Consider the following 12,596-nt stretch of genomic DNA (forward strand, 5'->3'; position numbering starts at 1 on the left):
AACCGGTCAATCCAGTCGCTGGCCTAGGCGGCATCCGGGTCGGGGCCGGTCCAACTCCGCAGGATGGGCACAGCCGCCAATCGTGCCTCGAAAGGTGGGGTACGCGCACACAGCGGCTCCAGCTCGTGCCGCAAGCGGCCAACATGGTAGCGGCACTGGCGCAGCTGCCGCTGCACCAGTGGCAAGGGGCAGGGTGGCAACGGCAGGGGCGGCGGCAACGGCAGCACCTGCCCGCTGGCATCTATCGCCCGGCTCAGGGCCGCCATATCCAGCCGCAACCCGCGCAGGTGCAGCTGCAAGGGCATACTGCGGTGCCCTCGCTCGGCGGTGGCAATGCTGCCACGCGGAATTCGCAGCCAAGCCGCCAACTGTTCCTGCGTCAGGCGGAAGTAGGTGCGGGTGCTGTTGGCCATGCGACGAATTTGCAACATTTTTTTTGCAACTATTTAAATTGTTGCAGGATTTTTGTTGCATTTGCGTAGCACGAAAGATTAGAGATACGCTGACATCAGCAAGAACTTGAATTTGGGTCTGCTCCCCGGCTGGCGTGCGTCTGTGACGCGCTGCCGAATGGGTTCGAGCCTGTGGCTCGGACATTAAGCAGTTGCGGGCTTTCGTTCAGCGGTCGAGTCAGAGACTCGAAGCCATTCGGCAGCGCGTCGCAGCCGCACGCCAGCCGGGGAAGCTGCGCAGGCGCTAGCAAAGCCACGCGCTATATATTCTTTGGCTTGGTCGTATCATACCTTGTCTCGTCCTCGTCATTCTCCTTTCCATCTAAACCGTTTCGCGGTGGGTTTGCAGGAAATGGCATATTTATTTCCAGCGGTTTTGGGTTAGCAAGGGGTTGTAATGGAACCCGGCCAACGAGGTCCTGCTGATTGCCGCCCCCGAAACTGATGCCTCCCAAGGAAGTTTCGCAATTGTACATCTCCCTGGCCAATTCTGTAATGCTGATTTCATTGATTAAATAAAGGTGCTTAGCGTAAAGCAGTTTGCGCCAAGCGAACCGGAAATTGTTTGCTCTTTCTACCAGCCTGAACGCAGTCAGGGACGTAATGGAAGCCGCTGACAAAAATGACACCCCTTTTATTATAAAATCGCCATAAGGAGCAGCCAAGCTCCCAGCGAAACTGGTAACAAACAAGGAAGAAAGGATTGATAAAATTCCGAGAGACACGACCCACCTCATGTCGCGCGAGGCCATCTTGTCCCATTTAATGACTCGGAGTTCTACGTCATTGAGCACTTTTTCGGGGTCGGGTGTAACTACGTTCATGGCAAGCAAAGGTCACGGCCTACTAATGTCGTTACATATGACCGCCAGCCTATTCATTTACATATGCAACTGCGCCATACTCTTAGCAATAATACTTTGGGGGACTTGGCAGGGTATCAGTGCTAGCACTGATTTTTGATTGGTCGTAGCGCTGCTTCACAAGCAGGCTCGAAGTTCAGTGGTCAAGTCAGAGACTCGAAATTAGGCAGCCGCGCGGCTGGGCTACTTGGCAAATACAGAATCAATGATTTCCCCAGTTTCAGGGTCGAGCGTGCAGCAAAAACAGTCCCAGGTAGTTGCCCGCAAGAGCCTACTGTCGTCCACAAAGCCGGTAAAGAAATCCCCAGCGCGCCGAGCTTGCGCTATCCAAATTCTTTCTCCTCCCAAGTCGTAAGCGTACAGATTGCGCACTGCTTTAGAATCCGGGAACTCCATCCAGTCATAAATCACCAGTAGAAGGTCGCCAAATCGTTGCGTTTCGAATACTTTGAACCCCATTTATTCACCTATCTACTTCGCCCATGGCAGCGGCACGCGGCTCTCGGTGCCGCTCCGCAACCTCCCGATGTTGGCCCGGTGGGTGTAGATGAGTAGCGCGGCCAGCAAAAACCCCACGTACACCAGAAACGGCTGTGCCGGCCGGAACTGGGGCAGCAGCTGGAGCAGCGCGAAGGTGACGCCCGCCGTCATGCTGGCCAGGCTCACGTAGCGGAACAGCAGCAGCATCACGATAAACACCAGCATGCACACGCCCACCGTGGCCGGGGCCACGCCCAGCATCATGCCCAGGATGGTGGCCACGCCCTTGCCGCCCCGGAACTGCGCGAATACCGGATAGATGTGCCCCACCACGGCCAGCGCGCCGCAGGCCAGCCGGTAGTACAATTCGTGTTCCGGCGCGATGGCACCCTGCGCCACCAGCCACTGCGGCAGGAAATAGGCGGCTACGAAACCCTTCAAGGCATCAACCAGCAGCACGAAGGAGCCGGCCTTGGGGCCGAGGACGCGGAAGGTATTGGTGGCCCCGGCGTTGCCCGAGCCATGTTCGCGGATATCGGCCAGGTGGAAGAAGCGCCGGCCCACCCACAGGGCCGTGGGAATAGAGCCCAGCAGATAGGCGGCCAGCAGGGCCAAGGCAATGTAGAGGATGGTCATGGGAGCGGGATAGGTGAGAAGAACGCAAAATAACAGAACGCCCGGCTGCGCGCAGCCGGGCGTTCTGGTTTCGGACTGAATAGCCTGACGGCTTTAGCTGTCGCCGAAGGGGTCATCCCCTTTTTTCTTCTTCTGCTTCTCGTCCTCCTTCTTCTTTTTCTCCTCCTCTTTTTTCGCCTTCTCCTCGTCCTTTTTCAGCTTGTCGGCTTCCTTGGCTTGGCGGTCGGCTTCCTTTTTAGCGGCGGCGGGGTCGGGTGTGGCATCTGCATCGGCGGGTGCGGTGGCGGCCGGGGCGGTAGTGGCGGCCGGCGTGGCAGTGCCCGGAGTGGCGGCAGCGGCGGCCGGAGCGGTAGTGGCCGGAGCCGGGGCATCGGCCGCTTTATCCCTCGCCTTCACCTTCTCTTTCACCACGGCCGGAGCCGGCGTGGGGTCGTCCATCACGCCATCGCCGAAGGGGTCGTTGGCCTTGGCCTTTTTCTTCTTCTTGGAAGCGGGCTCGGGGGCGGTGTCGGCATCGGCGGTGCCGGGGTTGGCGTTGGGGTCGGTGCCGAAGGCGTCATCGGCCTTGCCCTTTTTCTTCTTTTTGCCGCCGGTGTCTTCGGCGGGCTCGGCGAGGCCGGTGGGGGCCACGGTGCGGGTAATCTGCTTGCCGGTTTTGCCCAGGTAGTCCTTCTGGAAGTGCGTGCGGAAGGCGTCCACATCGGTCAGCGCCCCCAGAAACACGCCGTAACTGGTGGCGGTTTCGTAGTCGTACTTGGCCTTGCTGCTGATTTCGTAGTTGAAATTGTCGCTGGCCGAAGTTGTGAGCATCAGGTTGTTGGCATACTTGAAGTAGTACCAGCTTTGCGGCTCGGCTTCGAGGTAAATCTCGACCGTTTCGGCCCCTTGCTCGCGGCGAATTTCGACGCTGCCCGTCACCAGGGCGTTGAGCGACTGCTTGCCCACGCCGGCTATGCCAATCGGCCCCACCGAGTACCAGGCGTGCCGCTTCTCGTTCCACCGCAGGTTTACCTGGCTCAGCAGCAGGGTGTGGCCCGTGAGCTTGGGCGAGAGCTGCGCGATGGAGCCGGCACCTCCGCTGCGTGCGGCGTAGCTCTGCGTGGCCTTGTCGCCGATGAACTGGGCCAGCTTGTAGAGCTCGTTGGTAGCGCCGGTCTGGGCCTCGGGGCCATTCTTGGTGATTTTGGCCATCTCGCTCCCCATCACATCAATGGCCTTGGGGGGCATGGTGAAATCGATGCCCAGCAGGGCATCCACGGCGTAGCGGGCGCTGTCGGGGTTGGCCGAGCCCACGCCGCTGGCAATCATCTTGTAGTCCTTATTGGAGGCGATGAAGGACAGCGGCCCGCGAAAGGTGATGCGGTTGGTGGAGTCGCTATACGTGAGGGCCGCGCCCTCGTAGGCGTTCACGTCGCTGGGGTCGCTGCGCGAAATGGTGTACGTGGCCTTCTTATCGTCGTAGCGCAGGTCACCGTCCACCTTGAGCATGGTCAGGTCTTCGGGCGGAGGCGCAAGGGCCCCGTAGAGCGGGTAGAGCTTGCCGCTCTGCTCGGCCCGAAACAGGCCGATAACGAGCGGGGTATTATCGGGGGCCTTGAGGTCGCGGAGGTTGATGCGGACGTTTTTCGGGTCGATGGAGTCCTTCAGCGCTACCCAGGAAGAGTTGGTGTGGTCGTTGCCGAACTGTAGCTGCGCTTCGCCGGTGAAGGCGAAGCCACGCCGCCGGGAGTTCAGCTGCACATTGCCCCGGTAGCCGATGCGGTGCAGCAGCTGCACCTTGTTGCTCACGTTCACGGCGGCCGTGGCCACGGTGGCGGGGCCCTGCGCGGTGCCCTCGAAGGCGCCGTTGGCCGTTTTGGTACGGCGGAAGGGGTTGATGCCTCCGCCGCCGCTCACGTCGGTGCTGGCCATGAGGAAGGCCGGGTCGGGCTCGAAGTTATTGAAGCGCAGCGACACCGAGTCGTTGGCGGTTTTGATGACGTAGTCGGCGCTGCCGGTGAAGGCCGCCTTCGACACCACTTCGATGCTGCCCTTGGTGAGGCGGTGGAGCCGGGCCAGCGAGTCGAGCAGCACGACGGAGTTCTTGAGGCGCTGGATTTTGCCGTTCACTCCCACGTTCACGCGGCCCGAATCGGGCACAATCCAGGCATCGGCGGCGGCAATGTGGGGCACGCCGCTTATCTGCATCTGGTACTTGGCCAGGTCGTAGAGGCCGCTGGTGGCCTTAAACTTCAGGCCAAGCTGCACGGGGTTGGTCGAGTAAAAGAACGACTTAGTAGAGTCGGCCCCGTGGGCCATGCGCAGCTGCACCTGCTTCTTTTTGAAGTCCCAGTGCCCGTTGCTGAGCGTGGTACCGAACGTGGAGTACGGCAGCTCGACGCTGGCCTTGCTGCCCTCCTCCCGGGTAAAGTCGGCCGTGCCCTTCTTCATGTTATACTCGAAGGCCACGTCGTTGGCGGTGAGGGCGGGCTTGTTGGCTTCGGTCGATTTCACGCTCAGCGTGGCGTGCTTGCCGGAGTAGTGGTCGGAATTGAAGACAAAATCGTGCGACTTGATGAGCGACTGCGGGCCATCGAGGCGGCCGTCGCCGCCGGTGCCTTTGGGGGTGAGCAGCGCCGTGCCCGTGAAGTTGTAGCTGACCACGGTTTTCGCCTTGCGGTCGGCATTGGCGTAGAGGCGGGCCGGGCCGCCGCCGGGTGGCGTGGCCAGGAACATGGAGTCCTGCTTCACATTCCAGTGCATGAGGTAGTTGGGCGGCATGCTGATGCGCGGGATATCGACGGCGCCCTCGGTGCGGGCCGCGATAACGCCCGTGCGGCCCACGGCCACCACCGAGTCGCGATAGAACACGAAGGCATCAGAAGCAAAAGTGCCCGACTGGTACGTGATGCTGCCATCGGCCTGCAAGCCCCGGCCGTTCATCTTCACTTTATTGAACACCCGGCCCTTGCCCTTATAAAGCGGAAATCCATCCTTCGGCACGTCGTACACAAAGCCCAGCGAGCCATCTTCCTGTACCGTGAGCTTGGTTTTGAGGTCGGGCAGAATGCCGCCGCTGCGGAACGTGCCCGCGAAGCCCGCGCTCGATTTGCCGATGCCGTTGAGGGAATCGAGCCGGAAGGGCGGAATGTCGAACACCAGCGTGGAGTCGTACACCCCGCCGAGCACGTCCTGCTTGCCAAAATACACGTTGGCCCCGCTCTTGGAGTCGAAGGCCGGGTACTGGCCTTTTTTCTTGCGCCCCGATTTGTTCATGGGGTCGTTGAGGAAGAGGCGGCCGGTCGAGACGCTGCCCTTGTTGGTGAGGGCAAAGTCGGCGTGCTTGCCGGTGGCCTTGCCCTTGGCATTCTTGGTTTCGCTGCGAATGACGATGGAGTCAATCTTGGCCATGTCGATGTAGAAGCCGTCGTAGTCGAACGTAAAATCGCGCCCCTTGAAGCGCATGGCCGAGGCCACCACCGCGCCCCGGAAATTGATGGTGCGGTTTTTACCGATGCGGATAATGGCGCTGTCGGGCTTCACGTACACCGTGGCCGAGTCGTCGGAAAAGTTGAAGCGCTGCACGCCGCGCACCAGCAGCTCGTTGGTGTTCAGGTTGAGCGTGGCGTTGCGGCCCGAGCCCGACAGGGACTTGATGGCAATGTGGTCGTAGTCCTTTTTGTCGCGGGCCGAGGCCACGTAGTGCGCGCCCTTGGGCAGGATGGTGACGTCGCCGGTCTGGGGGTTCCAGGCCACGTAGCCGTCGCGGGCCAGGCCGGCCATGTCGGAGCGCATGTTGGGCACCGAGGTTTTCAGGTTCTCGGCCAGTTCGGTTACGTTGATGGTTTTGGCGTCGCCGTGAGACTGGCTGTAGCCCACCAGCATTTGCAGCGGGTGCAGCCGGTTGATGCTTTTGAGCTGCTGGTAGCGGTTGTTGGTGAAGTACTCCTTGCTCTCGAAATCGGCCGAGCTCTGGTTTTTCGACGACAGCACCGCGAAGTCGATAATGGGCTGGCGCAGGTTCCAGGTCAGGGCCTCCGTGCGGATGTCCATCTGGTGGTAGGAGTCGCTGTAGGGCGTATTTTTATACAGGCCTTCCTCGCGGGAGAGCTTCAGCTGCTGCTTGCCTTTCGAGTATTTGAGCTGCGCGCCGGGGTGCGTCAGCGAGTCCTTGGCCCCTTCGTAAATGGTAACCGAAGCCCGACTGGCCGTAATTACCGAGTCGCCGAGGACGTAGGCCCGCGAGGCGGCCTTGAACTTGGGCTTGCCGTCGAGGCTCACCATAAGGTTGGACAGCGAGCCATCGAGCGCCGCGCTGAGCACCCTGCCGCCGGCCATCGAAATACCGCCCTGGTACTTGATGTTGTCGCCCAGGTTCTTAATGCGGGCATCGTTGGTGAGGGAGATGAAGCGCGGGTAGCCGGTGTCGGGCGCGCCAGGCTTGCGCCGCACGCTCTTGTAGCTGAGGGCGCCTTTCACGGGGGCTTCCAGCACGGCCGGGTAGCTCAGCGTCACGGGCTGGGCCGTGAACTCGGGCTTGGTCATGTCGAAGTCGAAGCCTGCCAGCTCGGCCGTCACCAGGTTGGTTTTAATGGACCACACCAGCTGCCCACCCGTGGCAATGAAGCGGTTGGTGCCGGGCACGGCCATGCCGCTCACCTTCTTCACAAACACCGAGTCGCCGCCAGTGGCCATAAACAGGTCGGCATCCTTCACCACAATCACCGCGCCCCGGGCGGGCGGCGGCGCGTAGGCATCGTACACCGCCGAGGGCGTGAACGACGGAGCCGGCGCGTCAAAATTAGAAGATGCCGGGGTAGCTGCGGCGGATTTGGCGGCCGTGGCCGGGGTGGCTTTGGTGGCCGGCTTGGCGGCGGTGGCTTTTTTGACGGGCGCTTTCTTTACGGGCGCGCCCCAGCCGTCGTCATCGCCCCAGCCGCCGCCGGTGGGCGACGACCACACATCGGCCGTGTCCCAGCCGCTGCTGGATTTTTTCTTGGGCGCGGGCTTGGCCACTGCCTTTGCCACCGGCTTGGCGGTGGTTTTTTTGGCTACCGGTTTGGCGGCGGGTAGCGGCTCATCCTTGGGAGCGGGCGTGGGCGCGCCAAATTCCAGGTTCGACTCAGGCGCTGCGATGGGCGAGTAGACGAACGAAACGGTGCCGCCCACGGCGCGCAGCGTGTTGTAGCCGGAGCGGTAGAGATAGCCGCCGGTGAAGAAGCGGTTGGTGCTGACGAGGAATTTCTCGGTTTCCTGCGGGGCTTCCTTGTCCAAGGTCTGGTTCAGCACGTCGAGGTACTGGTCCATCTGCGGGTCCTTGAGCTTGGCCAGGTTTTTTCCGTTCACAATGCTGCCAAACAGCATCTCGAAGTGCGGCCGGGGCTTGAATTTCTTGGCCAGCATGGTTTGCGAAATCGCCACGATGCGCGCCTGCTGCGAGCTGGTGAGGCTGTTGGAGGCCCACAGCTCCTTCAACCGGGCGGCCGTTACACGGGCCACGGCGTTGTTGGTGCTGGCCATCATGGCCTGCACGTCGTTGATGTACTGCGCGGGGTCAGTGGAGAGCTTGCCTACCTGGTAGCGCGGTGTGGTCGCCGCCGGGGCCGCGCCGGTGGGTGGAGCCGGTTTGGTTTGCGCCAGCGCGGGCGTGGCAAAACCCAGCCACAGCCCCAGCCACGCGATAAAAATACCAATTACTTGCTTCATAAAGTCTGCATAGTTCAGTAACAATGACCCGTTGGTCCGGCTTTAAGCGGCGGCGAGCGGGCAGTGTCGCCCGGCGTCGCCCCGCCTGCTGCCCGCCCAGCCGCACGCTCAACCCAACGAGTGGTTTTTCCAACGCAAACGCCTGGCCCGAAGGATAGTGCCCGGCGCGGCGCATAAAAACCCGGTACAAGTTAGGCACAATCAAAAAAGCAATTCGCCAACGGCCGGGCTTAAAGCGTCTTGCCTTTTGATTATCCCGTTTTTTCCCAATTGCATCCTTTTTATTTTCCTTGGTCTGGCCCGGCCAGGTTATACATTTGACGCATGACTTCCCCCTCCCCTATTCGCACCGCGCTACTGGCCTACGGCATGTCGGGCAAACTTTTTCAGGCCCCCTTTCTGGCTGCCCACCCCGGCTTCGAGCTCTACGGCGTGGCCGAGCGTACCGAGCGGCGCATGCACCTCGATTATCCCACCATTCATAGCTACCCTAGCGTAGCTGAAGTGCTGGCCGACCCCACCATCGAGCTGGTGGTGGTGAACACGCCCAGCAACACCCACTTCGACCTGGCTAGCCAAGCCCTGCGCGCCGGCAAGCACGTCCTGCTCGAAAAGCCCGTAGCCACGTCCGTGGCGCAACTGCACGAACTGCTGGCGCTGGCCAAGCAGCAGGGCCGCTACCTGCTGGCCTACCAGAACCGCCGCTGGGACAGCGACTTCCAGGCCGTGCGGCGCGTGGTGGAAAGCGGCCAGCTGGGCCAGCTCTTCGAAGTGCATATCCGCTATGACCGGTATAAGCCGGCGCTGCATTTCAAGAAATTTAAGGAGGAGCCCGGCCCCGGCGCGGGCCTGCTCTACGACCTTGGCCCGCACATCATCGACCAGGCTCTGAGCCTATTCGGCCAGCCCCTGAGCGCGCACAAAACCTTGGGCAGCTACCGTCCTGGCACCCAGGTCGACGATTTTTTCTCGCTGCACCTGCGCTACCCCGCCGGCCTCAACGTGTGGGTAAGCTCGGGCCTGCTCATCGCCGACCCCGTGCCGGCCTACGTGCTGCACGGCACCCAGGGCAGCTACCAAAAAGGCCGCACCGATGGCCAGGAAGCGCAATTGCTGGCCGGCATATCGCCCCAAGCCCCCGAGTATGGCCACGAAAAGCCCGGCCAGGAAGGCCGTCTCACCCTGGCCGCGCCCGACGGCACCCTCACCGCCACGCCCGACCCCGCCACCCCCGGCGACTACATGGACTTGTTTGAGGCCGTGTTCCAAGCCATTCGCCACAATGTCCCCTACCCTATCAGCAACGAGCAGCTGCTGTGGCAAAATGAATTGCTGGAGCAGCCCGCCATGCTGTAGAGCTTATTTGCGTCTCGTCGTCAGGTGCCGTTGGACCAATCACTGTTCAACGACGAGACGCAAACATGCGTCTCTACGGTTTTTTCCCTACCACCAACTTATCCCCCAGCGCCCGCTGCAAGTCCGGCAAATCGTAGTGCCGCAGCACGCCGGGCAGCACTTCCGAATACACGTTTTTGGTAGTCGGCTGCGCCAGGAGTTCTCGGTAAGAGGGCGGCATTTTATCCACCATCAGGCGCGTTATTTCGGACCAGAGCACGGCCGCGTGCAGTACTGGCACCACGGCTCGGCCGCTGGCGCGCAACTCCACGGACGCGCTGGCCAGCGGGTCAGTGTTGCGCACGAATACCCGCAGCATGTCGATATCGGCCACGCGCTGGATGGGCAGCGGGCGGCCTTCGTGCAGGGCCAACAGGGCGTTGCGGTATTCGCGGTTGTAGTATTTGGGGTCGATGGCAGCGGTGGGGTCGGCGGTTTCGCCCAAGCCGCGCAGGTCGGCCAGCACCACGGCGGTGCCCTGCCGGAGGTAGGCCTGCATCTCTGCCGCGCTACTATCGAGAACGGCCGATTTGCCGCCTTCGGCCAGCCAGATGAGTACGCGGGCGGGCCGCGCCGGGCCGGCGGGCAGGGCCAGTAACAGGGGCAGCGGCGGTTCGCCTGGCCGGCGCAGCACGAATTTTTGCAGGGCAAAGCCCGCACGGCGCAGGGTATCCAAAGCCCTTATTTCTACCCGCGTGGGCTGGTGGTCGTTGGTTATTGCCGAGGCAAAGCTGCGTTGCTGCTGGCGCACCGATGCCACGATTTCGGCGAGCGTGGCCGGGCGGCGGGCGGCCAGCCGTTGAGCTTCGGCCAGATGCTGACTACTCAGCGTGGCCTCGTTCCGAAACGCAGTATTGACCTGGCCGGTAGCCGTGCATTGCAGCTCTTTGGTAGTTGAAACAGGCAAGTGTTCCTCTCGCACCGGCGCGGCATCGCCATAAAACCAGCGCCGAAACCACGCCACGGCCACCTCCCGCTTGGGCTGCGAAATGCCGTGGCCATCATCATAAGTGAATAAATCCAACTGCTCCGGCTTGCCTAGGGCGCGGTAGATGCGGCCGGTTTCGGCCGTGGCGGCTTCAATTTGGGTGTAGTCCACGAAATCGTAGCGCCCGGCCAGTATGAGCAGCGGCTTGGGCGCAAACATGATGGGCCAGTCGGCGAGGTCGAGGCGGGCGCGGCCGGCGCCGGGCAGCTGCACGCAGCCATCGGCGGGGCCGGTCAGCTCCAGGTTTTTCTCGCCGCTGGCCACGTAGCTGCACAGGGCAGCCACCTTCATGCGCGGCTCCAGAGTCATGAAGTAGGCCGTTTGGGTAGCGCCACCCGAGTTGCCGAGGCAGCCCAGCCGGGCGGTATCTACCTCCGGGCGGGTGAGCAGGTAGTCGAGGCTGCGGGCATTATCCCAGAACTCTTCGCCGGGCGTGGTCTGGCCCAGCAGGGCCGCGTCGGCGCTGAGAAGCGTGTGCTCGGTAGTGCCGCCCCGCGCCAGGGGCTTGCCGGCCGCATCGGTCAGCTGCATCCGCTCGCCCTGCGAGATGGGGTCAATCACCAGCACCACAAACCCGTGCTGCGCGAGCAGAATCGCCGTTTTCTGGTACGAAACCGTGGCTTTCGATTCCTGCTCGTGCCCGCAGAACAGCAGCACGCCGGGCTTCTTCCCCTTGCCTCCCGGCACGTACAGATTAGCCGTGACGTGGTGACGCGGCGTGCTTTCGTAGATGATTTTTTCAATATGAAAGCCCGGCCGTTGCAACTTGCCCGTCACCTGCGCCCGTAGCGGCGTGCGGGCTGGCAGCGGCCCCAGCACCCGCCGGAACCGCGCCCGCACGCTGTCGCGGTAGGCCGCCGCCACGGTGGCCGACTGCCCGGCGAGGTCCAGTTCGGCGGCGCGGGGCGCGTACTGCGCATGCAGCTGTTGCAGCAAGTAGGTAGTGAGGGTGGTTGGGGCTTTCCAGTCGAGCACGTTGGGGCCGGACTGCTGGGCGTGCGCCGAGCGCCCGATTAGCAGTGCCATCAACCAAACCAGCAGCCCGGTTTTTGCCCGCGTAGCCATGCTATCAGGACGCGGCAATGGCTTGCAGCTCCTTCACCAAATCGGCGGAGCCCACAAAGAGTGGCGCGCGCTGGTGCAGGTCGGCGGTGGGCGGCACGTCGAGGACGACATCGGCCCCGGTCACGGCCATGCCGCCGGCCTGCTCAATCAGGAAAGCCAGCGGGTAGCATTCGTAGAGTAGGCGCAGCTTGCCACCGGGCTTATCGACGGTGGGCGGGTAGAGGTAGATGCCACCTGTGAAGAGGTTGCGGTGGTAATCGGCTACCAGCGAACCCACGTAGCGGGCCGTGAGGCGACGCTCTTTGCAAGTGGTGAGATAGGTCCGCACGAACTCGGGGTAGTCGAACCAGTTGCCCTCGTTGCAGCTGAACACCGGACCGTGCTGCGGAATCCGGATATCGGGGTGCGAGAGGAAGAATTCGCCCAGCGAGTTTTCGTAGGTGAAGCCCGTCACGCCGTGGCCGGTGGTGTACACCAGCATGGTGCTGGAGCCGTACAGAACGTAGCCGGCCGCGATTTGCGCCCGCCCACCCTGCAAAAAGTCTTCCTTGCGCGCCGGCCCACCAATGCGCGACACCCGGCGATAAATGCCGAAAATGGTGCCGATACTCACGTTCACATCAATGTTGGACGAACCGTCGAGCGGGTCGATGGCCACCACGTACTTGCCGTTATCGTTGCCGGTCTGGATGATTTCCTCGTTTTCCTCCGAGAGCACCGCGCAGGCCTCGCCGCCATTGGTGAGGGCGCGAATGAAGCGGATATTGGCTTCCACATCGAGCTTTTGCTGGGCCTCGCCCTGCACGTTTTGCTCGCCCATGGCCCCGGTGATGCGCGAAAGGCCGGCCCGGTTTACCTCGCGGTTCACAATTTTACCGGCCAGGGCAATGTCGCGTAGCAACTGCGACAACTCGCCGGTGGCGTACGGGAACTCGGCCTGCTTGCGCATAATGTAGCGCTCCAGCGTGGTGCCCACGGGCGTAGCGAGGGCATTTTCGGTAGTTTGGGACATTGGGTGGGTCATGTAGCGCG

At 62.2% G+C, this 12,596-nt stretch carries 7 protein-coding genes; 1 reads left to right on the plus strand and 6 read right to left on the minus strand.

What is annotated here, in order from left to right; translation table 11 throughout:
• Positions 1–23: 23 nt before the first annotated feature.
• The 4 genes from ACVWYF_RS04760 to ACVWYF_RS04775 form a co-directional block, all read right to left on the minus strand.
• A complete protein-coding gene (locus ACVWYF_RS04760) occupies positions 24–431 on the minus strand; it encodes a hypothetical protein (RefSeq protein WP_457065166.1) in 408 nt (135 codons plus the stop codon).
• Between the two features lie 281 nt (positions 432–712).
• Positions 713–1,276: a hypothetical protein gene (locus ACVWYF_RS04765; protein WP_457065168.1), complete on the minus strand. Its 564-nt coding sequence runs from the start codon at positions 1,274–1,276 to the stop codon at positions 713–715.
• Positions 1,277–1,786: 510 nt separating this feature from the next.
• On the minus strand, positions 1,787–2,431 hold the full coding sequence (gene plsY / locus ACVWYF_RS04770) for a glycerol-3-phosphate 1-O-acyltransferase PlsY (RefSeq protein WP_457065170.1): 645 nt from the start codon (positions 2,429–2,431) through the stop codon (positions 1,787–1,789).
• Positions 2,432–2,524: 93 nt separating this feature from the next.
• Positions 2,525–8,116, minus strand: coding sequence for an SPOR domain-containing protein (locus tag ACVWYF_RS04775; RefSeq protein WP_457065172.1), 5,592 nt, complete (start codon positions 8,114–8,116; stop codon positions 2,525–2,527).
• Between the two features lie 324 nt (positions 8,117–8,440).
• On the opposite strand from ACVWYF_RS04775, the gene ACVWYF_RS04780 reads away from it, so the two are divergent.
• Positions 8,441–9,472: a Gfo/Idh/MocA family protein gene (locus ACVWYF_RS04780; protein ID WP_457065174.1), complete on the plus strand. Its 1,032-nt coding sequence runs from the start codon at positions 8,441–8,443 to the stop codon at positions 9,470–9,472.
• Positions 9,473–9,545: 73 nt separating this feature from the next.
• On the opposite strand, the gene ACVWYF_RS04785 is transcribed toward ACVWYF_RS04780, so the two are convergent.
• Together ACVWYF_RS04785 and fbp are read right to left on the minus strand one after the other, a co-directional pair.
• The gene (locus tag ACVWYF_RS04785; protein ID WP_457065176.1) at positions 9,546–11,525 is read right to left on the minus strand and encodes an alpha/beta hydrolase family protein; all 1,980 of its coding nucleotides are present in this window, start codon (positions 11,523–11,525) and stop codon (positions 9,546–9,548) included.
• 43 nt (positions 11,526–11,568) lie between these two features.
• A complete protein-coding gene (fbp, locus tag ACVWYF_RS04790; RefSeq protein ID WP_457065178.1) occupies positions 11,569–12,576 on the minus strand; it encodes a class 1 fructose-bisphosphatase in 1,008 nt (335 codons plus the stop codon).
• Positions 12,577–12,596 lie beyond the last annotated feature (20 nt).

Source organism: Hymenobacter sp. UYAg731 (assembly GCF_054061335.1).

What these genes read in the sequence shown, in the direction of transcription:
- ACVWYF_RS04775 (WP_457065172.1), bottom strand. Translation starts at nt 8,116, where the DNA reads ATGAAGCAAGTAATTGGTATTTTTATCGCGTGGCTGGGGCTGTGGCTG.
- ACVWYF_RS04785 (WP_457065176.1), bottom strand. Translation starts at nt 11,525, where the DNA reads ATGGCACTGCTAATCGGGCGCTCGGCGCACGCCCAGCAGTCCGGCCCC.
- plsY (WP_457065170.1), bottom strand. Translation starts at nt 2,431, where the DNA reads ATGACCATCCTCTACATTGCCTTGGCCCTGCTGGCCGCCTATCTGCTG.
- ACVWYF_RS04780 (WP_457065174.1), top strand. Translation starts at nt 8,441, where the DNA reads ATGACTTCCCCCTCCCCTATTCGCACCGCGCTACTGGCCTACGGCATG.
- ACVWYF_RS04760 (WP_457065166.1), bottom strand. Translation starts at nt 431, where the DNA reads ATGTTGCAAATTCGTCGCATGGCCAACAGCACCCGCACCTACTTCCGC.
- fbp (WP_457065178.1), bottom strand. Translation starts at nt 12,576, where the DNA reads ATGTCCCAAACTACCGAAAATGCCCTCGCTACGCCCGTGGGCACCACG.
- ACVWYF_RS04765 (WP_457065168.1), bottom strand. Translation starts at nt 1,276, where the DNA reads ATGAACGTAGTTACACCCGACCCCGAAAAAGTGCTCAATGACGTAGAA.